This is a genomic window from Mycobacterium sp. MAA66, assembly GCF_041261665.1.
Taxonomy (GTDB): Bacteria; Actinomycetota; Actinomycetes; order Mycobacteriales; family Mycobacteriaceae; genus Mycobacterium.
Genome location: NZ_JBGCCC010000003.1, coordinates 19,215 through 39,165, shown reverse-complemented (window position 1 = coordinate 39,165; position 19,951 = coordinate 19,215). Strand labels below are relative to the sequence as shown.

The following is a 19,951-nucleotide window of genomic DNA, read 5'->3' as shown; positions in this document are numbered from 1 at the left end:
CGATAAGTAGGATTGGCCCGCAAGGATCCCCCACCGCGAAAGCAGCACACAGTGGCCACGGACTGGACCGACAACCGCAAAAATCTGATGCTCTTCTCGGGGCGCGCACACCCCGAACTGGCCGATCAAGTGGCCAAGGAGCTCGGCATCGAGGTCACCGCGCAGACCGCCCGGGACTTCGCGAACGGCGAGATCTTCGTCCGTTTCGACGAGTCGGTGCGTGGCTGCGACGCCTTTGTGTTGCAGAGCCACCCGGCACCGCTGAATCAGTGGCTGATGGAACAGCTCATCATGATCGATGCGCTCAAGCGCGGGTCGGCCAAGCGGATCACCGCGATCCTGCCGTTCTACCCGTACGCCCGGCAGGACAAGAAGCACCGCGGCCGCGAGCCCATCTCGGCCCGCCTGGTCGCTGACCTCTACAAGACCGCGGGGGCCGATCGCATCGTCACGGTCGACCTGCACACCGACCAGATCCAGGGCTTCTTCGACGGCCCGGTGGATCACATGCGCGGCCAGTCCCTGTTGTGCGGCTACATCGCCGACAAGTACGGCGACTCCGATCTGGTCGTGGTCTCCCCCGACTCGGGCCGGGTGCGCGTCGCCGAGAAGTGGGCCGATTCGCTGGGCGGCGTGCCGCTGGCCTTCATCCACAAGACCCGCGACCCGCTGGTGCCCAACCAGGTCAAGGCCAACCGCGTCGTCGGCGACGTGGAGGGCAAGACCTGCATCCTGACCGACGACATGATCGATACCGGTGGCACCATCGCCGGCGCGGTCAAGCTGCTGCGCGAGGACGGCGCCAAGGACGTCATCATTGCCGCGACCCACGGCGTGCTGTCCGACCCGGCCGCTCAGCGCCTGGCCGACTGCGGCGCCCGCGAGGTGATCGTCACCAATACCCTGCCGATCACGCCGGACAAGCAGTTCCCCGCGCTGACCGTGCTGTCGATCGCGCCGCTGCTGGCCTCGACGATCCGGGCGGTGTTCGAAAACGGCTCGGTCACCGGCCTTTTCGACGGATCCGCATAGTGACCTCGCGAATCTTTCACAATCCAAAATGCTCCACCTCCCGCAAGACGCTGGATCTGTTGCGGGAGAACGGTATTGATCCGGAAATTGTCTTGTACCTCAAGACGCCGCCGACCCGCGGCGAACTGGTCGAGATGATTTCCGCGGCGGGTATCGACGTGCGCGCCGCGGTGCGCAAGCGTGAGTCGCTGTACACCGAACTGGGCTTGGCCGACGCCACCGACGGGCAGCTGCTGGACGCTCTCGCCCAGCACCCGATCCTGATCGAGCGCCCGTTCGTGGTCACCGACAAGGGCACCCGGCTGGCCCGCCCGATCGACGCGGTCCGCGAGATTCTGTGATCCTGCGCCGGGTTGGTGCCGTGACGGCTGCCGTGCTGACCTTGGCCGCGTGCGCACCCAAAACGCCCAATTACCAATCCATTTGGTCCACCGCACCGACCACCACCGCGGTGGACAAGAGTCAGCTGGTGCCCTTCCCGGACTACCTGGCGAAGCTCGGTGTGCAGAGCGAGCAGGTGGTGCCCGGTTCACTCACCGACCTGAAGGTGAATCTGCCGCGCCCGCCGGGGTGGACCGAGTACAAGAACCTCAACTACTCCCCTGGCACCGTGGTGATCGCCAGGAACGACACCTATCCCATCGCGATGCTGATGGTGTTCCGGCTGTCCGGTGATTTCAACGTCGACGACGCCATCAAGCACGCCGATGCCGACGCGCTGCTGTCGCAGAATTTCACGAAGCTCAACGGATCCACCGATCAATTCGAGGGTTTTCCGTCGTCGATGATCGAGGGCAGCTACGACCTCAACGGCCAACGGATGCAGTCCTACAACCGGATCGTCATCGCCCAGCCGACGCCGCCCAAGCCCGGTGTTCGGTATCTGGTCCAGCTGACCGTCACGACGTTCGCCCAGAAAGCCAAGGATCAGGCCGCTGATATCGAGGCCATCATCAAGGGCTTCTCCGTCAAGTAATCCCGGCGCTGAGCTCGCCCGCCCCTTGCACTCAAACGGCACTAAGCTCACGGCCATGAGCGAATGGACCGCCGCGGATCTGCCCTCGTTCGCAGGCCGTACCGTCATCGTCACCGGAGCCAACAGCGGACTGGGCGAGATCACCGCACGCGAGCTGGCCCGCGTCGGCGCCCACGTCATCCTGGCCTGCCGCAACACCGCCAAGGGCGATGCCGCTGCCGCCGGCATGACCGGCAGCGTCGAGGTCCGGCCGTTGGACCTGCAGAGCCTGGAGTCGGTGGACGAGTTCGCCGGCGGCGTCGACAAGGTCGACGTGTTGATCAACAACGCCGGCATCATGGCGGTGCCGTTTACGCAGACGGTCGATGGCTTCGAGAGCCAGATCGGCACCAACCACCTGGGCCACTTCGCGCTGACCAATCTGCTGCTGCCCAAGGTGACGGAGCGGGTGGTCACAGTGTCGTCGATGATGCACCTGCTGGGACACATCAGCCTCAAGGATCTGAACTGGAAGTCTCGGCCGTACTCCGCGTGGTTGGCGTATGGGCAGTCCAAGCTGGCCAACCTGCTGTTCACCAAGGATCTGCAGCGCCGGTTGTCGCTGGCCGGTTCCGATGTGCGGGCGTTGACCGCGCACCCCGGTTACTCGGCCACCAACCTGCAGGGCCAGACCGGCAACCCGGTGGGCGACAAGTTCTGGACCGCGGCCAACAGGATCGCCACCGACGCCGCCTTCGGTGCCCGCCAGACGCTGTACGCGGCGTCCCAGGATCTGCCCGGCAACACGTTCGTCGGCCCCAGATTCGGTATGCGCGGCCCGACCGGACCTACCCAGCTGGCCTCACCGGCGGCCCGTTCGGCACGCACCGCGACCGCCCTGTGGGACCTGTCTGCCCAGTTCACCGGCACTGAATTTCCGCTCTAGGGGGCCTGTCGGCTAATCTGGTCGACGATCACGGCGAGGGTTGGTCCACGCTGCACGTTCGCGGCACCGCCGCGGTGGACCACCGTTATCGACGGGAACTTCAGCACTGATGTGCTCAGCCCTGGCCGTGCCACCTAGTTAGCAACGGCATCAGGAGCGATTCATATGGCCAAGACCGCGGCCTCCACCACCAACAATCTGACCGCTGAGGTCCGCACCAGGACCGGCAAGGGCGCTTCGCGTCTGGCCCGTCGCGAAGGCCGCGTGCCCGTCGTGCTGTACGGCCACGGCACCGACCCGCAGCACCTGGAGATCAACGCCCGCGAATTCGCCGCCGTGCTGCGTAACTCGGGCACCAACGCCGTGCTGACCCTGGCCATCGCCGGCAAGGAGCAGCTGGCGCTGACCAAGCAGGTCGTGGTTCACCCGATCCGCCGCAACATCGAGCACGCCGACCTGATCGTCGTGAAGCGTGGCGAGAAGGTCACCGTCGACGTGAACATCGTCATCGAGGGCGACGCCGAGTCCGGCACCCTGGTGGCCCAGGACGCCAACACCATCCAGATCGAGGCCGACGTCCAGTCGATCCCCGAGTCGCTGACCGTGTCGGTCGAGGGCATCGCGGCCGGTACCCAGATCCTGGCCGGCCAGGTCGAGCTGCCCCAGGGCGTCACGCTGGTGACCGACGCCGAGGTGCTCGTCGTCAACGTCGTCGCCGCGCCGACCGCTGAGGACCTGGAATCCGGTGGCTCCGGTGAAGAGGCCGCTTCGGGCGAGGCCGCCGCTGAGGGTGGAGCGGCCGACGAGGCCGCTGCCGAGTCGGAGTAATTCGCCTTGGCCGAACCGCTCTTGGTGGTCGGCCTGGGCAACCCTGGGCCGCGCTACGAGACCACGCGGCACAACGTCGGGTTTCTGGTTGCCGACATCCTGGCCGATCGCATCGGCGCGGGGTTCAAGGTGCACAAGAAATCCGGAGCTGAAGTCACCACGGGCCGGCTTGGCGGCCGGTCCGTGGTGCTCGCCAAACCGCGGACGTTCATGAACGAATCCGGTAGGCACGTGGGGCCTTTGGCGAAGTTCTATTCGGTGGCCCCTGCCGACGTGGTGGTGATCCACGACGAGCTCGACATCGACTTCGGGCGTATCCGCCTCAAGTTCGGCGGCGGCGAGGGCGGCCACAACGGTCTTCGCTCTATTGCTTCAGCCTTGGGTACCAAGGACTTTCAGCGGGTGCGCATCGGCGTGGGGCGTCCGCCGGGCCGTCAGGATCCGGCGGCGTTCGTGCTGGAGAACTTCAATTCCAAGGAACGGCCCGAGTTGGGCACCATCCTCGAACAAGCTGCCGACGCGACGGAGCTGCTGCTGCAGCACGGTGTCGAGGCCGCGCAGAACACCGTCCACGCCTGGTAGAGCGTTCCTCGCGACGGGCGGTACCCCTGGCTAAACTGCCCAATTTCGTTGGAAATTGGGCAGTTTTGCGTTTGTTGGGCAAGTTACACAGATGGCGTGACCGGATTCAGGGCCCCGAATGCAGAAAAGCCGCGTCGACAGGCCAATCGCCTGTCCACGCGGCTTTGCTCAAGCGCAGCGGCCCTATGCCGGGCCGGTCACCTCAGGTACGTCAGTTGTTGCAGATGTGGTCGCGGTCCATCGCCTGCGTGTAGCAGGACCGCCGGCCCTGCGAACCCACCCGTGAAGCCGGGTCCGGCAGTCCGGACCCACGAGCCTCGGGCGCGGTCTTGATCGACACACTGCCGTTGGTCTGGCAGATGGCGTTCAAGCCCTGGTCTTCGCAAGTGGCGCGCGCCCCAGCGGTGGGAGCTCCGAGGCCGGCGGCCAGGATCAGTCCCATCAAGACGACGGCCGCCTTGCGCTTGCCGGGAGTAATCATGTGGCCACCTCACTCAAATCGGAAAAAGTCGTCGGAACATATGTCCAGACCACTATATGTTAACAGATAATTTCATCCTGATTAATTCCGATGCAAATGGCCTGAATGCTACCGAAATGCTATCTACCAGCGTATTTGTTATCCGTCTCACATGAATGGCAAATTCAAATAATAGGCATAGATGACTCACCGTAAATGGCCATATAGCCAGGTAATAGCGCCGTGGACGGAGCCCGAATAAGACGAAATCAGGGGCAGGACACGGCCAGCGTCGGATCCGCCGGATCCAGCGGTGTGTTGTTCGCAGCCGCTCGGTTGAACGCGTCCTGACGCGCCTGGTCCACTGTCACACCGGCGCCGCCGGCAACCACGCCGGTCGCAGCGTGGTCGATATTCACGATGCAGAGGCGATCGTTTGTTTCCTCATCCGCCGTGCACTGGTCCGCGCCGGCCTGCTGACAAGCGGCGACGACATGCGCCATGGCCTCCTCATTGGTGGCGCCGGTCGCGGTGAACCCGACGATGGCACCACCCAGGACACCGGAACCAACGGCCGCGGAAATGTCACCCGGGTTCTCGACAACGCCGTTCTCACCACCGGCCCAGGCCGGGCCGGTCGACAAGGTAGCGGCAACGATCACTGCCGAAACAGCAGTAACCAAACGAATGGCGGGCATGCAGATCCTCTCGTCATGCATTCAGAGAGATCATGTTTAGCAGCCGCGCCCCGGTTGGTGCGCTACGTCGAGTAAAAAAGTGGGCCTTTTAGGTGACCAATTCGACCGAATTGGCCCGGCGCAGCTTGCCCGACGGCGTCTTCGGAATGGTGCCCGGCCCCAGCACCACCACGTTGCGCGGGCGTACGTCCACCTCGGTCACGACCTCGTGGGCCACCTGATGCTCGATGCGACGCACCGCGGCCGGGTCCTGCCAGGCGTTGGATTCGACTGCGACGGCGAAGGTTTCACGCGAATGACCGGCGTCCAGGCGCACTGCGACAGCACAGCCCGGGCGCACGCCCTCGACGCGGCCCGCCGCCCGCTCGATGTCCGTGGGGTAGATGTTGCGGCCCGCCATGATGATGACGTCCTTCACGCGGCCGCACACCACCACGTTGGCGTCCTCGGTGATGTACCCGAGGTCACCGGTGTCGTACCAACCGTTCTCGTCCTGGGTAGGCAAGAAGCCCGCCATGGTGATGTAGCCGGGGGTCACCGACTCACCGCGCAGCTGGATGACGCCGACCCCACGCTCGGGCAGCACGTTGCCGTCCTCGTCGACGATCCGAGCCTCCAGGTCGCGCAGCAGCGGGCCGAGCGAGGCCAGCCGGCGGGTGTTGCCCTTGGAGGACGGAACCGCGCGGCGCAGCGCGGCCAGCAGATCGGCGTCGACCTCGTCGACGACCAGGCCCGCGTTGCACGGCGAGAACGACACGGCCAGGCAGGTCTCCGCCATGCCGTAGGCCGGCAGGATCGCGGACGCCTTCAAGCCGAACGGCTTACCGGCATCGATCAGGTCCTCGACGTCGGCGGGGTCGACCGGCTCGGCGCCCGACAGCGCGAAGCGCAGCGTGGAGAGGTCATACTCGCCCGGCTTGGCCTGCCGGCGCAGCCGCTTGGCGAACAGCGCGTAGGCGAAGTTGGGGGCCGCGGTCATGGTGCCCTTGTACTTGTCGATGAGCTTGGCCCACAGCAGGGTGTCGCGCAGGAAGTCCATCGGGGTGACCTTGACCAGCTCGGCGCCGAAGTACATCGGGATGGTCAGGAAGCCGACCATGCCCATGTCGTGGAAGCACGGCAGCCAGCTGACCATGACGTCGGTGTCGACGTCGTACTCGGCGCCGATGAACATGGCCTCGGCGTTGGAGTGGATGTTGCGGTGAGTGATCTGCACGGCCTTGGGGGAACCGGTGGAACCGGATGTCAGCTGCATCAGAGCGAGGTCGTCCTCACCGGTCTCGACCGGTTCGATCGGGTCGGCGGCCAGCAGATCCGACACCGTGAGGACCTGCAGGCCCTTCTCCTCCAACACCGGAATGGCGACCAGGAAGGGCTCGGAGACGATGACGGCCTTGGCCTCGATCATCCCGATGACGTTCATGGTGTCTTCGGCCCACATGGCCAGATCCGTACGCGGGGTCGGCTGGTGCAGCATGGTCAGCGATCCGCCGCGCATCCAGATGCCCTGCACCGTCGGCGCGATCTCCACCGGGAAACCGGCCAGCACGCCGATCTTGTCCCCGTGGCCGATGCCCGCGGCCGCCAGACCGCCGGCGACGCGCTTGGCCCGCTCGTGTACCTCACCCCAGGTGTGGCGCACCGGCTCGTGGGGTTCGCCGGTGACCATCCCTCGCGTGGACGTCCTGGCGTTGTAGTACATCTTGTCGGTAAATCGGCTCACGACATCCTCCTGCAGTCAGGCGCCAATGCCCGTCGTTCCATGGTCCGTCTGGTCGAGGGCGCACTCGAGTAGGCGCGCACGCACAATTCGGGAGCGGTTACGTCTCGAATCGGTGATACGGGCAGTCCAGCGGTGCCGCGCATCCTCCCGCCGACGGTGTCGGTAGGAGAAAGCGCTGCGTTCCACGCCTGGCCGCCAGTCTTCACTGCAAGTCATCTTAAGAGACTCTTAAGTAGCTAACAAACCCTTCGCCAAAGTGAGTCCTGCCTCACATGTTCGCTTCACCCGGCACCAGTTGACTCCGGCACCACCCGCGCCCCCGGAACCGGGCCACTGGCCACCCGAACCGTCCGGCACACACCGGCCCCGGCCAGCCGCGCTCCGACCTCGACGGCATCCTCGGCCGAGGCGCACAGGAACGCGCATGTCGGACCCGAGCCCGAGACGATGCCCGCGAACGCGCCCGCGTCGACCCCCGCCCGCAACGTCCGGCGCAATTCGGTATCAAGGCTCACGGCGGCCGCCTGCAGGTCATTGCCCAGCAGCGGTGCCAATTGTCGCGGATCGCCCGACGCCAGTGCGGCCAGCAGCGGTTCGGGGTCCTCCAGCCGCGACGGGCCGCCGCGGCTCGCATCGCCGCGGAGTCGGTCCAGTTCGGCAAACACTTTCGGCGTCGACAGGCCGCCCTTGGCAAATGCCAGCACCCAGTGGAAGGTGCTCCGCGCCAGCACCGTCGCCAGCTGCTCACCCCGGCCGGTGCCCAGCGCGGTACCACCGTGCAGGGCGAACGGGACGTCGCTGCCCAACTGGGCGGCCAGTGCGTGCAAGTCGCGGCGCGGCACCCCGAGCTCCCACAAGCTGTTCATCGCCACCAGCACCGCGGCGGCATCCGCGCTGCCGCCGGCCATGCCACCGGCCACCGGGATGGCCTTGTCGATCGAGATCGCGACGTCGGGCGACCGGCCGACATGGTCTGCCATCAGTTCGGCGGCGCGCCAAGCCAGGTTGCGGTGATCAGTCGGCAGCCCCGCGGTGCCGTCGCCGGACATGTTCAGCGACAACAGATCTGCCGTCCGGACGGTCACCTCGTCGAACAGTGAGACGGCGTGAAACACGGTGGTCAGCTCGTGATAGCCGTCGTCGCGGCAATCCCCCACACCCAGGTACAGATTGACCTTGCCCGGAACCCGCACGGTCACCGAACCCGTGGGAACCCACTCGGAGGCGGTTCTTCCATCGGATGCCGGCATTCCCCGACACTAACGCCCGCACCGGATGTCGACCCAATGAACCTCGTCGATCGGTCCAAACATCCACGGCCACCGACCTGTCGTATCTACCCTGAGCCGATGCCTATGCCCAGCGGCTACGTCGTCGACGAGGTCGTCGGCCACGGCGGTTCGGCGACGGTGTTCCGCGCCCACCGCCGCGAGACACCGGATGTTGCGGTGGCCCTGAAGGTGCTGGACGACAACCACCACAACGCCATATCGCTGGATCGGCTACAGCGCGAATTCGACATCGCCAGCCGACTGAGGCACGACCACATCGTCACGATGTACGAATGCGGATCCGATTGGCTGGCAATGCAATTGATCGACGGCGGCACCGTCCGCCGGCTGTCCGACACTGTGAGGGTGCTGACCGCGTTGGGCCAGATCGCCGACGCTCTCGATTACGCACACCGGCAGGGCATCGTGCACTGCGACGTGAAGCCGTCGAATATCCTTGTGCACCAAGATTTTTCCGCTGGCGGTGCGGTACTCATCGATTTCGGCGTGGCACATATCGTAGCCCTCGACGTCGGTCACCGACCGCATCATGTCGAGTCGTCGCTACCCTACACCGCACCAGAGTTACTACGGGGCCGTAATCCGACCGCGGCGACCGACGAATACGCACTGGCTTGCACCGCCATCGAATTACTCACCGGGTCAACGCCATTCACCGCCACGACAGCAGTAGGACTCGTGCAAGCGCATTTATACAATCCCGTACCCGGGTACTCCCGACATATCGCCGAGATACCGCATGCGTTCGACTCGATCATCGCCAAGGCGATGGCGAAAGACCCCGACAACCGCTATCAGACCTGCACCGAGTTCATCGCACTGGTCACCCGCGTGCTGCTCGACCGCCGCTGATCCGCGGTCAGCGCAGGATGTCCTCGTTCAGGAAGCTCTCGCCGTCCTGCTCAGCAGCGACCTGGTGCTCCTGCTCGAGTTCCCCGGAACGCTGCAGCAGCCGCACGAAGTCGGCGATCGCCAACGTCTCGCCGCGCCGGGCAGGATCGATGCTGGCCGCGAGCAGGCGCTCGGCTGAGGCATTGCCCGAACCGGCCCAGTCGGCGAACGCATTGCGCGAGGTCTTACGCCGCTGCGCGAACCCGATGTCGATCAGCTCGAAGACCTTGGAACGGAACGCCTCATCGGTCGGCCACTGCGAGGTCTCATGACGGTCGATGCGCACCAGACCCGAGTAGACCCGAGGAATCGGCCAGAACACCGTCGGCGACACCATGCCGTAGCGGCGCACGTTCCCGAAGAACCGCACCTTGGCGCTCGGCACGCCGTAATCCTTGCCACCCGGATCCGCAGCCAGACGCTCGGCGACCTCGGCCTGCACCATGACCATGACGGTGCGGATGGTCGGGAACTCCGACAGCAGGTGCAGGATCGCCGGCACTGCGACGTTGTACGGCAGGTTGGCGACCAGCGCGGTGGGCTGTTCCTCCAGGTCAGACGGCATCAGGTCGAGAACATCGCGGTTGATCACCGTCAGCCGGCTGATCTCGCTGTGCGAGTGCTCGGCGATGGTGGTCGGCAGCTGCCCGGCCAGCAACGGGTCGATTTCAACGGCGGTGACCTTGGCACCACGGTCCAGCAACGCCAGCGTCAGCGACCCCAAACCGGGACCGACTTCGAGCACGTGCGAATTCCGGTTTACACCTGAGGCCGACACAATGCGGCGGACGGTGTTGGCATCGTGCACGAAATTCTGGCCGTAGGCCTTTCGTGGACGGAAATCGAGTTCCTTTGCCAAATGGCGAATCTCAGTGCGCCCAAGGAGTCGAATCGTCATCGCGCCCCAATCCTCCCACTACAGACCGGCCAGGCACCCCATCCTTGACGTGCCCGCGTTACCTCGGCAATCGTGATCTGCTCTTCACGAGTAGCCAAGTCAGCCCTAGCAGCATAACGCAGTCCACCATTGCGTTCCCAGGTATTTTGGTCAAATTGCACCCCGCCGTAAAAACCGTTGCCGGTATTGATCCCCCAGTTGCCGCCGGCCTCGCAATGCGAGAGCGCATCCCAGGTGGAGCCATTGTTGATGGACGGCACCTCGGTACCCGGCTTGGCGCCCACTCGCACCACGCTGTCACGCGCCGGAGCGGTCACCACGTTGGCGATCGGCAACCGCCCGGCCTCGACCCCGTTCACCATCGAGACGGCAAACGTCACGTCCTGGGTACCCGGCTGACCCGGATCGTCGACGACCTTGCGGCTCATGTTCATGGCCGGGTCCGGAATCTGCTTGGCGGTCGGGGCCAGCGGCATGGTCTGGGTGACCTTCTCCAACCGGATCCGGGTCACGTCGATCTCCATGCCCTCGGTCACCGGTGCGGCGGCAGCCGGCACCACGGCGTCACGTTGCTGCAGCGGAGCATCCGCGGCTGCCAGCAACCCCGCTACGTTCGCCGCCGCCAAATGGACCTGGCGTAGCGTGCCGCCGTCGTTGATCGTCACGTTGTGAGCGCTGACCACCGGCAGGGCCATCCCGCCGATCGGCACCCGGGTCGCGCGATCGGCTGCGGCCGGGGCGGTGTCGGTCAGCGACAGCTGCTTGAGCGCGTCCTGCACGGTCGAGGCGGTGGTCCAGACCTCGCGGGTGTTCTGCCCGTCCAGCGAGATCTGCAGCGGGCGACTCCGGCGCAACACGATGTTGTCGGACTCGTGCACCTGCTGATCGACGGCCGGGTAGACGTCGTCACGAGCTCCGACGGTGTAGCCGTTCTCCTCCAGGACGTCGGCGACCCGCGTCTTCATGGTCTGCACGGTCATCGGCGCGCCATCGACGGTCAGCTTGACCGTCTTGTGTGCGGCGACGGCGAACCCGCCTGCGACGGTCAGCGTGACCAGAAAGGCACCGGTCACCCCGCGCAGCAGCGGCGAGTGGGCATCGTGCAGCTTGTTCACAACGTTCAAGATCGTCAATCCCGTGTCATTTGGGCCCGAGGAGGCCCCGAGCAGTGGCCAAGGCGGCCACATGAACCGCCTCAACCGGGCTGATCACGAAACGGTAACGAACACACCCGGGCGGCGGCAACCTGGGCTAATGATACAGTCCATAGTTTTTCGAAGCATTTTCCGAGGTCACCGCGGCGATTTCGGCCGCTGAACTATTTCGAATCTCGGCCAGCGCGCGGACGGTGTACGGCAGGCAGTAGGACTCGTTCGGTGCACCGCGGAACGGATGCGGGGTCAGGAACGGGGCATCGGTCTCGACGAGCAACAGCTCCGACGGGATGACGGTCGCCGCCTCCCGCAGAGCATGCGCATTACGGAAGCTGACCGTGCCCGAAAGACTCATCAACCATCCCTGATCGGCACAGATACGCGCCATCGCCGCATCCGAGGAAAAGCAATGAAAGATGACGCATCTCGGGGCACCCTCGGCCTTGAGCACATCCAGCACCTCGGCGTCGCCGTCGCGATTGTGGATCATCAGCGGCTTGCCGGTGCGCTTGGCCAGATCGATATGCCAGGCAAAGGCCTCTTTCTGAGTTGCCTCGCCGGCACAGCCGTCCAGCCGACCGGGCCAGTACATGTCGATCCCGGTCTCCCCGACGGCGACCACCCGCGGGTCTCTCGCCAGCGTTTCCAGTGTGAGTTTTGCGTCGTCATCAAGGGCATCGGCGCGGGTGGGATGCAGCGCGACAGCGGCGTAGACGCGGGGGTCCATGTGGGCAGCCCGCACGGCCCACTGGGCAGCCTCCAGGTCGTCGGCGATGGTCACCACCTTCTGCACACCCACGGCCTCGGCACGATCCAGGATCTCCTTGACGCTCTCGGCGTCGGTGGCTCCGCAGGCATCCAAGTGGGTGTGGGCGTCGACCAGTCCCGGCAGTGGTTCCGGGGCGGGCGGCTTCTCGCGTTTGGCGCTCACAGCCACACCTTAAGGTGAGACCAAATGAGTGAGCAGATTTCCCCGAGCGCAGGCCCGCGCACCGCAGGGGCGCCGTTCTACATCACGACGGCCATCGCATACCCCAACGGCGCACCGCATATCGGGCACGCCTACGAATACATCGCGACTGATGCGATCGCCCGGTTCAAACGGCTGGACGGCTTCGATGTCCGCTACCTGACCGGCACCGATGTGCACGGGCAGAAGATGGCCGAGGCCGCTGCGGCCGAAGGCATCACCGCGGCCGAACTGGCCACGCGCAACTCCGACGTGTTCCAACAGCTGCAGGAGCGGCTCAACATCTCCTTCGACCGGTTCATCCGCACCTCCGACGCCGATCACTACGAGGCGTCCAAGGAGATCTGGCGGCGCATGAACCAGGCCGGGGACATTTACGTCGGCACCTACGCCGGCTGGTACTCGGTGCGCGACGAGCGGTTCTTCGCCGAGGACGAGACCGAGCTCCGCGCGGACGGCCGGTTCGCCATCGAGACCGGAACCCCGGTCACCTGGACCGAGGAGCAGACCTACTTCTTCCGGTTGTCCGCCTACGCCGAACGGTTGTTGGCGCACTACCGGGAGCACCCGGAGTTCATCGGACCCGACGTACGCCGCAATGAGATCGTCAGCTTCGTCTCGGGCGGGCTGAAAGATCTGTCCATCTCGCGGACCACGTTCGACTGGGGCGTTCCGGTGCCCGGACACCCCGACCACGTGATGTACGTCTGGGTGGATGCGCTGACCAATTACCTTACGGGCGTGGGTTTCCCGGACACCATGAGCGAATCCTTCACCAAGTACTGGCCGGCGAACATCCACATGATCGGCAAGGACATCATCCGGTTCCACAGCGTGTACTGGCCGGCGTTCTTGATGTCGGCCGGGATCGCGCTGCCGCAACGGGTTTTCGCGCACGGCTTCATCAACGTCAAGGGCGAGAAGATGAGCAAGTCGGTGGGCAACGTCGTCGACCCGATCGCGCTCATCGACGCCTTCGGCCTGGACCAGGTCCGCTATTTCTTCCTGCGTGAGGTGTCCTTCGGCCAGGACGGCAGCTACAGCGAAGAGGCCATCATCGGCCGGATCAACGCCGACCTGGCCAACGAGCTGGGCAACCTGGCGCAGCGCTCGCTGTCCATGGTGAACAAGAACCTGGACGGAATCGTCCCGGCCCCAGGCGAATTCACCGCCGCAGACCTGGATCTGCTAGCACTGGCCGACAGCCTGATGGATACCGTGCGCGGCCATTTCGAGGTCCCGGCAATGCATTTGGCGTTGGAGGCGATCTGGCTGATGTTGGGCGCGGCCAACCGGTACTTCTCGGCCGAAGAGCCTTGGGTGCTGCGCAAATCGTCCGAGGCCGCCGATCAGGAGCGGTTCGGCACGGTGCTGTACACCACGCTCGAGGCCGTGCGGATCGCGGCGCTGCTGGTGCAGCCGGCGATGCCGGCCTCGGCCGCCAAGCTGCTGGATCTGCTGGGCCAGGACGCCTCCGCGCGGGATTTCCGTGCGATCGGCACCCGGTTGGCGCCGGGAACCGCGCTGCCCGCCCCGGAAGGGGTATTCCCGCGCTACCAACCGCCGACCGACTGACATCGGCGCTGAGATCGCAACTTTTGGTGAAAAATGGCCAAAACTTCCGCAAAAGTTGCGATCTCAGCGACGAAGGGGCGAGTGTGAGCTGCGCCACATAGACGGTGAACCTGTCACACTTCGGCCATCGCCGGTGTCTTGAGGGCATACCAACCTCAAAGGAGAGCAGTGATGACCGGAAACTCGAAGACCCATCGCATCGTCGTCATCGGTGGCGGCTACGCCGGCGCATTGGCCGCGAACCACCTGTGCATGCGCGACGACGTGGCCATCACCCTCATCAACCCGCGACCCAAGTTCGTCGAGCGCATCCGCCTGCACCAGCACGTGGCGGGCAACTATGACGCCGCCGTCGGCTACGACACACTGCTCGGCGACGGGGTACGCCTGGTGGTCGACACCGCAACCCGGATCAACGCCGACGACCGCACCGTGGCGCTGGCGTCCGGCGAGACGCTGGACTACGACTACCTGATCTACGCAGTCGGCAGCACCGGAAAGATCCCGGCTTCGGTGCCCGGCGCAGCCGAATTCTCCTATCCCCTAGCCGAATTCGAGCAGGCCGAGCGGCTCCAGGCCCGGTTGGCCGACGTACCGTCGTCCGCCCCGACGGTGGTGATCGGCGCCGGCCTGACCGGCATCGAAGCCGCGGCAGAGTTCGCCGAGACCGGACGCAGCGTGATCCTGATCGGCGACAAACTTGGTCCCTCGCTGAGCGGCCCGGGGCGCCGATCGGTGGCCAAGCGACTGGCCAAGCTCGGGGTCAAGGTGATCGAGGGGGGCGTCGCCGAAGTCACCGCCAATCGGGTGATGCTGGCCGACGGGCGCTTCGTGAGCAGCGCCGTGACAGTGTGGACCGCGGGCTTCGGCACCCCGGAACTGGCGTCGGTCAGCGGGCTGCGCACCGACCGCATCGGCCGACTGCTCACCGACGAAACGCTTACCAGCGTTGATGATTCGCGGATCGTCGCCACCGGAGACGCGGCCGCACCATCGGGTCACCCGCTGCGCATGAGCTGCCAGGCCGCCGGCCCGCTGGCGCTGACTGCTGCCAAGACCGTGCTGAGCCGCATCGCCGGTACCGCACCCGCAGTGGTGGACCAGGCATTCGTCGGATCGTGCATCAGCCTGGGGCGCACCGCTGCCACCATCCAGATCGCCCGCCGGGACGACTCCCCGACGAACTACTACGTCGGTGGCCGCATCGCCGCCAAGCTCAAAGAGGCGATCTGCAAAGGCACCGTGACCAATATCCGCCGGGCCGCCCGTAAGCCCGGTTCCGGGTTCGTCCTGAAGGGCGGCAAGCGGCCCGCCGGTCAGCAGGTGCCGGCATGATGGGCGGCGGAGCGACCGAACACGCCGAGCGGTTCACCCAGCTGCGCCCGCTGCTGTTCACCATCGCGTACGAAATCCTCGGCTCGGCAACCGAATCCGACGATGTGCTGCAGGAGAGCTACCTGCGTTGGGCCGAAGTGGACCTGACCACCGTCCGGGACACCAAGTCCTATCTGGCGCAACTGGTCACCCGGCAGGCGCTCAACGCGCTGCGCGCCGGGGCCCGTCGCCGCGAGGACTACGTGGGCCCGTGGCTGCCCGAACCCGTGCTGCTACCGGACGCCTCGTCCGACGCGATCCTGGCCGAGTCGGTCTCGATGGCGATGCTGGTGGTCCTGGAGACCCTGTCGCCGGATGAGCGCGCGGTGTTCGTACTGCGGGAGGTGTTCGGCTTCAGCCACGACGAAATCGCTTCGGCGATAGACAAATCGGCCACCGCGGTGCGGCAGATATCGCACCGCGCCCGCGAACACGTCCACGCCCGTCGCAAGCGATTCGCGCCGGTCGATTCAACGGTCGGCGAGCAGATCACCGCACAGTTCTTCCTCACCGCGGCTACCGGAGACCTCACCGGGCTGATGGAGATGCTGGCACCCGATGTCACCTGGACCGCCGACAGTGACGGCAAGGTCAGCGCGGCGCGGCGCCCGGTGTACGGCGCGGACAAGGTCGGCCGGCTGGTACTTGGTCTGCTCCGCGGAGCCGAGCAGGCCAGCGCCCGGGTCGAACTCTCGACCTACAACAACGCACCGGCGCTGGTGCTCTACCTCGAGGACCGCCTGGAAGGCGTCATCACCATCGAGGTCACCGACGGCAAAATCAGTCACTTCTACGCCATGCGAAATCCGGAGAAGCTCGCCGCCAGCATGGTCCCGCGCGCGATCTCCCGATAGGTTCTGTCACGCTTGACCGGTGCGGATCGAGCGACTGGCTGACCTGGGCGACGCCCCAGCGGTGCTCCGGTCGGTAGCCGACGCTGCTGCCCGCAATGCGCTGCCGCCACCGGCCGCGCTGATCGGTGACTGGTTCGGCTCGCGGGCCGTGATTGCGCCCAGCGTCCGGATAGAGCCGGCGGCCCCGGCCGAAGCCTTCGATGCGCCAACGGGTTCCGATGCCGCGGTCGGCGGCGGCTGGTTCGGCTACCTGTCCTATCCGGACCGGGCCGGCCGGATCCCAACTGCCGCGGGTGGATGGTCGGACTGTGTGCTGCGGCAGGACCTCGAAGGCCACTGGTGGTACGAAAGCCTGTCCGGTGCAGCCATTCCCGAGTGGCTGATGACCGTGTCAGCACGGCCACCCGACGCGTATGCGATCGACTGGCAGCCGCCGGACCGCGACAGCCATCGGGCGGGCGTACTGTCCTGTCTGGAGGCGATCGCGGCCGGCGAGATCTACCAGGCCTGCGTGTGCACCCGATTCACCGGACGGATATCCGGTGCGCCCCTTGACTTCTTCGTCGATGCCGTGGCGCGCACCACCCCAGCCCGCGCCGCTTATCTGGCCGGCGACTGGGGCGCTGTGGCATCGCTGTCCCCGGAGCTGTTTCTGAGCCGCCGCGGCGACATGGTGACCTCCAGCCCCATCAAAGGCACTCTGCCCCTTGATGAGTCGCCATCGATACTGCGCGCCTCCGCGAAGGACGTCGCAGAGAACATCATGATCGTCGACCTGGTACGCAACGACCTGGGCCGGGTCGCGGTGACCGGTTCAGTCCTGGTACCCGAATTGCTCGCCGTCAAGCCCGCTCCCGGGGTCTGGCACCTGGTTTCCACGGTGACCGCACAGGTGCGCACCGACACCCCGATGCGCGAGGTGCTGGCCGCCGCCTTTCCGCCGGCGTCGGTCACCGGCACCCCGAAGGGCAGGGCCCGCACCCTGCTCGAATCCTGGGAGCCAGATGCGCGCGGAGTCTATTGCGGCACAATCGGTTTGGCGTCACCAGCGGCGGGAACCGAACTCAACGTGGCGATCCGCACGGTGGAGTTCGACCCATCCGGCGCCGCAGTGTTGGGCGTCGGCGGCGGAATCACCGCGGATTCAGATCCGGACCGCGAGTGGGAGGAATGCCTGCACAAGGCCGCACCCACCATCGGGTTGTCAGTCCCGGGCGCGTAGCACCGCGTCGTAGAGCTCCCGCCGGGAGGGCGCACCAGGATTGGCGGCGATCACCTCGGCGCAAGCGTCCTTGACCCGGGCACCGTCGTCGGCCAGCTCCAGCACCTGCTGAACCAAGGCATCCAGGTCGGCGACCGGCGTCGCACCGGCCAGCACCACGGTGATCTCGCCGAGCACCCCGTCGGCCGCCCACCGCGCCAATTCGGCCAGCGTCCCGCGCCTGATCTCCTCGTGGGTCTTGGTCAGTTCGCGGCACACCACCGCACGCCGGTCCGGACCCAGCACCGTCACCGCGTCGGCCAGGGTCTCGGCCAGCCGGCGGGGCGATTCGAAAAACACACACGTCCGTCGCTCCGCGCTCAACGCGCCCAGCCACGCCGATCGCCCCTTGCGCGGCACGAAGCCCTCGAAGCAGAAGCGGTCCGAGGCCAACCCGGACACCGCCAGCGCCGTCGTCACGGCGGACGGACCGGGCAAGCAGCTGACCGGGAGGCCGGCCTCGGCACAAGCCGCCACCAGCCGGTATCCGGGATCGCTGATCAGCGGCATCCCAGCGTCGCTGACCACCAGCACCGTCTCGCCGGCTCTGATGGCCTCCACCAGGCCGGTCACCCGCGAAGCCTCGTTCTGGTCGAAGAAACTGACGACCCGCCCCGGCAGGCGGACCTTCAACGACTGTGCCAGGGTGCGCACCCGGCGAGTGTCTTCGGCGGCCACCACATCGGCGGTGGCCAGGGCCTCGATCAGCCGGGCAGAGGCATCTGAAGGCTGTCCCAACGGGGTCGCCGCGAGCAGCAGTCGGCCGGCGTCCGCGGGCGGACCAAACTCTGATGTCGCGGGTGGACCAGTCACAGGTGTCACGTCCGACAGCCTACGATCGCTGCTGTGATCGCCCCCGCACTCGATACCTCCGACGCCGAGCCCGCGGTCCCGATGATCAGCCCGGCGCCGGTGCAGCCGGCACCCGATTTCGGGCCGATCGATCGGCTGCAGGGCTGGGTGATGACGGCCGTCGTCACCGCGCTGGCGGCCATCACCCGCTTCCTCAACCTGGCGTCTCCCACCGATGCCGGCACCCCGATCTTCGACGAGAAGCACTACGCCCCGCAGGCCTGGCAGGTACTGCACAACCGCGGCGTCGAGGACAACCCGGGCTACGGCCTGGTGGTGCACCCGCCGGTCGGTAAACAGTTGATGGCCCTCGGCGAATGGCTGTTCGGCTACAACGGCGTCGGTTGGCGGTTCTCCGGTGCGGTATGCGGCATCGTACTGGTGGCACTGGTGGCCCGGATCGTCCGGCGGATCACCCGGTCGACGCTGATCGGCGGCATCGCGGGGCTGTTGATCGTCTGCGACGGTGTCAGCTTCGTATCCGCCCGCACCGCGCTGCTGGACGTGTACCAAACCGTGTTCATAGTGGCCGCTTTCGGTTGCCTGATCGTCGACCGCGACCAGATGCGCCAGCGCATGCACGTGGCGATGACCGAGGGCCGGATCGCCGACACTGCATGGGGCCCGCGATTCGGTGTGCGGTGGTGGCGATTCGGCGCCGGCCTCATGCTGGGCCTGGCGCTGGCCACCAAATGGTCGGGCCTGTATTACATCGTGTTCTTCGGCCTGCTGACGGTCGCGTTCGACATCGCGGTACGCCGGCAGTACCGCGTGCCGCGCCCGTGGTTGGGTGCCATCGGCCGAGATGTACTGCCCGGCGTGTGGGCGCTGGTGGTGATTCCGGTCGGGGTGTATTTCGCCTCGTACGCACCATGGTTCGCCTCTGAGACGGCAATCGACCGGCACATGGAAGGTCGCATGATCGGCGACGGCCGGTTCGATGCGCTGCGCTCGCTCTGGTACTACACGCACGACGTCTACCGGTTCCATTCCGGCTTGACCAACGCCGCGGGCAACCACCACCCCTGGGAGTCCAAGCCGTGGACGTGGCCGATGTCGCTGCGCCCGGTGCTGTACGCCATCGATAACAACAACGTGCCCGGCTGCGGTCCGGCGTCGTGCGTCAAGGCCGTCATGCTGGCCGGAACGCCGGCCATGTGGTTTCTCGCAGTGCCTGTGTTGGTCTGGGCGGTGTGGCGGACCTTCGTGCGGCGGGATTGGCGTTACGCCGCGGCGCTGGCCGGGTACGCCGCTGGATTCCTGCCGTGGTTCGCCGACATCGATCGGCAGATGTACTTCTTCTACGCCACCCCGATGGCGCCGTTCCTGGTGATGATGATCGCGCTGATACTCAGCGACGTGCTCTACACGCGCTCGCCTGATCCGGAGCGTCGGACCCTGGGCCTGCTGGTGGTGTGTTTCTACGTGGCGGCGGTGATCACCAACTTCGCCTGGATGTACCCGATCCTCACCGGCCTGCCGATCTCGCCGTCGACGTGGAACATGGAGATCATCCTGCCGTCCTGGCGTTAGCTTCACCGGACTTGCCGCCCGCGCCACCGTGATCGACGAAATGGCCGGAGTTACCCGCACTTTGGGGCCCAAC

The 19,951-nt window shown here is 66.1% G+C and carries 20 protein-coding genes; 12 read left to right on the top strand and 8 right to left on the bottom strand.

Translation table 11 applies throughout. The features are described from left to right. Positions 1-51: 51 nt before the first annotated feature. The 6 genes from ABIA30_RS12405 (at position 52) to pth (ending at position 4,343) form a co-directional block, all read left to right on the top strand. The gene (locus tag ABIA30_RS12405) at positions 52-1,032 is read left to right on the top strand and encodes a ribose-phosphate diphosphokinase (RefSeq protein ID WP_370065644.1); all 981 of its coding nucleotides are present in this window, start codon (positions 52-54) and stop codon (positions 1,030-1,032) included. Continuing rightward, entirely contained in the window at positions 1,032-1,373 is a 342-nt protein-coding gene (gene arsC, locus ABIA30_RS12400) for an arsenate reductase (glutaredoxin) (protein ID WP_370065642.1), read from the top strand. Before ABIA30_RS12405 ends, arsC begins: the two co-directional genes overlap by 1 nt. 20 nt (positions 1,374-1,393) lie before the next feature. Continuing rightward, positions 1,394-2,008 carry an LpqN/LpqT family lipoprotein gene (locus ABIA30_RS12395; RefSeq protein WP_370065640.1) on the top strand — a complete coding sequence of 205 codons (615 nt, stop codon included), beginning with the start codon at positions 1,394-1,396 and terminating at the stop codon, positions 2,006-2,008. Positions 2,009-2,063: 55 nt separating this feature from the next. Continuing rightward, a complete protein-coding gene (locus ABIA30_RS12390) occupies positions 2,064-2,933 on the top strand; it encodes an oxidoreductase (RefSeq protein ID WP_370065638.1) in 870 nt (289 codons plus the stop codon). A gap of 165 nt (positions 2,934-3,098) precedes the next feature. After that, positions 3,099-3,761, top strand: a complete 663-nt coding sequence (locus ABIA30_RS12385; protein WP_370065636.1) for a 50S ribosomal protein L25/general stress protein Ctc — start codon at positions 3,099-3,101, stop codon at positions 3,759-3,761. A 6-nt stretch (positions 3,762-3,767) separates the two neighbouring features. After that, positions 3,768-4,343: an aminoacyl-tRNA hydrolase gene (gene pth / locus ABIA30_RS12380; RefSeq protein ID WP_370065634.1), complete on the top strand. Its 576-nt coding sequence runs from the start codon at positions 3,768-3,770 to the stop codon at positions 4,341-4,343. A gap of 211 nt (positions 4,344-4,554) precedes the next feature. Here the strand turns inward: pth and ABIA30_RS12375 are convergent, their stop codons facing one another. From ABIA30_RS12375 to ABIA30_RS12360, 4 genes are all read right to left on the bottom strand, one after another. Then, positions 4,555-4,824 (bottom strand): hypothetical protein, encoded by a 270-nt coding sequence (locus ABIA30_RS12375; RefSeq protein WP_370065632.1) that lies wholly within the window; start codon positions 4,822-4,824, stop codon positions 4,555-4,557. Between the two features lie 248 nt (positions 4,825-5,072). Then, positions 5,073-5,501 carry a hypothetical protein gene (locus ABIA30_RS12370; RefSeq protein WP_370065630.1) on the bottom strand — a complete coding sequence of 143 codons (429 nt, stop codon included), beginning with the start codon at positions 5,499-5,501 and terminating at the stop codon, positions 5,073-5,075. An 88-nt stretch (positions 5,502-5,589) separates the two neighbouring features. Continuing rightward, complete coding sequence (locus tag ABIA30_RS12365; RefSeq protein WP_370065628.1) at positions 5,590-7,224, bottom strand: fatty acyl-AMP ligase; 1,635 nt, start codon at positions 7,222-7,224, stop codon at positions 5,590-5,592. 281 nt (positions 7,225-7,505) lie between these two features. Further along, positions 7,506-8,474 carry a 4-(cytidine 5'-diphospho)-2-C-methyl-D-erythritol kinase gene (locus ABIA30_RS12360; protein ID WP_370065626.1) on the bottom strand — a complete coding sequence of 323 codons (969 nt, stop codon included), beginning with the start codon at positions 8,472-8,474 and terminating at the stop codon, positions 7,506-7,508. Between the two features lie 99 nt (positions 8,475-8,573). Between ABIA30_RS12360 and ABIA30_RS12355 the strand changes: the two genes are divergently transcribed. Further along, complete coding sequence (locus ABIA30_RS12355) at positions 8,574-9,368, top strand: serine/threonine-protein kinase (protein ID WP_370065624.1); 795 nt, start codon at positions 8,574-8,576, stop codon at positions 9,366-9,368. 7 nt (positions 9,369-9,375) lie between these two features. On the opposite strand, the gene rsmA is transcribed toward ABIA30_RS12355, so the two are convergent. From rsmA to ABIA30_RS12340, 3 genes are all read right to left on the bottom strand, one after another. After that, the gene (gene rsmA / locus ABIA30_RS12350) at positions 9,376-10,305 is read right to left on the bottom strand and encodes a 16S rRNA (adenine(1518)-N(6)/adenine(1519)-N(6))-dimethyltransferase RsmA (protein ID WP_370065622.1); all 930 of its coding nucleotides are present in this window, start codon (positions 10,303-10,305) and stop codon (positions 9,376-9,378) included. Then, the gene (locus tag ABIA30_RS12345) at positions 10,302-11,429 is read right to left on the bottom strand and encodes a transglycosylase family protein (protein WP_370065620.1); all 1,128 of its coding nucleotides are present in this window, start codon (positions 11,427-11,429) and stop codon (positions 10,302-10,304) included. The genes rsmA and ABIA30_RS12345 overlap by 4 nt, the downstream gene beginning before the upstream one ends. 127 nt (positions 11,430-11,556) lie before the next feature. Continuing rightward, entirely contained in the window at positions 11,557-12,390 is an 834-nt protein-coding gene (locus tag ABIA30_RS12340) for a TatD family hydrolase (protein ID WP_370065618.1), read from the bottom strand. 24 nt (positions 12,391-12,414) lie between these two features. On the opposite strand from ABIA30_RS12340, the gene metG reads away from it, so the two are divergent. From metG to ABIA30_RS12320, 4 genes are all read left to right on the top strand, one after another. After that, the gene (gene metG, locus ABIA30_RS12335) at positions 12,415-14,004 is read left to right on the top strand and encodes a methionine--tRNA ligase (protein ID WP_370065616.1); all 1,590 of its coding nucleotides are present in this window, start codon (positions 12,415-12,417) and stop codon (positions 14,002-14,004) included. 171 nt (positions 14,005-14,175) lie between these two features. Further along, positions 14,176-15,339 (top strand): NAD(P)/FAD-dependent oxidoreductase, encoded by a 1,164-nt coding sequence (locus tag ABIA30_RS12330; RefSeq protein ID WP_370065614.1) that lies wholly within the window; start codon positions 14,176-14,178, stop codon positions 15,337-15,339. Beyond that, positions 15,339-16,232 carry an RNA polymerase sigma factor SigJ gene (gene sigJ, locus ABIA30_RS12325; protein WP_370066298.1) on the top strand — a complete coding sequence of 298 codons (894 nt, stop codon included), beginning with the start codon at positions 15,339-15,341 and terminating at the stop codon, positions 16,230-16,232. The genes ABIA30_RS12330 and sigJ overlap by 1 nt, the downstream gene beginning before the upstream one ends. Positions 16,233-16,251: 19 nt before the next feature. Further along, entirely contained in the window at positions 16,252-17,454 is a 1,203-nt protein-coding gene (locus ABIA30_RS12320; protein WP_370065612.1) for an aminodeoxychorismate synthase component I, read from the top strand. Here the strand turns inward: ABIA30_RS12320 and rsmI are convergent. Next, a complete protein-coding gene (gene rsmI / locus ABIA30_RS12315) occupies positions 17,437-18,315 on the bottom strand; it encodes a 16S rRNA (cytidine(1402)-2'-O)-methyltransferase (protein ID WP_370065610.1) in 879 nt (292 codons plus the stop codon). The two genes, ABIA30_RS12320 and rsmI, sit on opposite strands and share 18 nt — an antisense overlap. A gap of 72 nt (positions 18,316-18,387) precedes the next feature. Between rsmI and ABIA30_RS12310 the strand changes: the two genes are divergently transcribed. Next, on the top strand, positions 18,388-19,878 hold the full coding sequence (locus ABIA30_RS12310) for a dolichyl-phosphate-mannose--protein mannosyltransferase (protein ID WP_370066296.1): 1,491 nt from the start codon (positions 18,388-18,390) through the stop codon (positions 19,876-19,878). Positions 19,879-19,951: the final 73 nt, after the last annotated feature.

Excerpts from the sequence above, each read along its gene's own strand:
- ABIA30_RS12390 (WP_370065638.1), top strand. The coding sequence starts at position 2,064 with ATGAGCGAATGGACCGCCGCGGATCTGCCCTCGTTCGCAGGCCGTACC.
- ABIA30_RS12385 (WP_370065636.1), top strand. The coding sequence starts at position 3,099 with ATGGCCAAGACCGCGGCCTCCACCACCAACAATCTGACCGCTGAGGTC.
- ABIA30_RS12375 (WP_370065632.1), bottom strand. The coding sequence starts at position 4,824 with ATGATTACTCCCGGCAAGCGCAAGGCGGCCGTCGTCTTGATGGGACTG.
- ABIA30_RS12370 (WP_370065630.1), bottom strand. The coding sequence starts at position 5,501 with ATGCCCGCCATTCGTTTGGTTACTGCTGTTTCGGCAGTGATCGTTGCC.
- ABIA30_RS12360 (WP_370065626.1), bottom strand. The coding sequence starts at position 8,474 with ATGCCGGCATCCGATGGAAGAACCGCCTCCGAGTGGGTTCCCACGGGT.
- ABIA30_RS12355 (WP_370065624.1), top strand. The coding sequence starts at position 8,574 with ATGCCTATGCCCAGCGGCTACGTCGTCGACGAGGTCGTCGGCCACGGC.
- rsmA (WP_370065622.1), bottom strand. The coding sequence starts at position 10,305 with ATGACGATTCGACTCCTTGGGCGCACTGAGATTCGCCATTTGGCAAAG.
- metG (WP_370065616.1), top strand. The coding sequence starts at position 12,415 with ATGAGTGAGCAGATTTCCCCGAGCGCAGGCCCGCGCACCGCAGGGGCG.
- ABIA30_RS12330 (WP_370065614.1), top strand. The coding sequence starts at position 14,176 with ATGACCGGAAACTCGAAGACCCATCGCATCGTCGTCATCGGTGGCGGC.
- sigJ (WP_370066298.1), top strand. The coding sequence starts at position 15,339 with ATGGGCGGCGGAGCGACCGAACACGCCGAGCGGTTCACCCAGCTGCGC.
- ABIA30_RS12310 (WP_370066296.1), top strand. The coding sequence starts at position 18,388 with ATGATCAGCCCGGCGCCGGTGCAGCCGGCACCCGATTTCGGGCCGATC.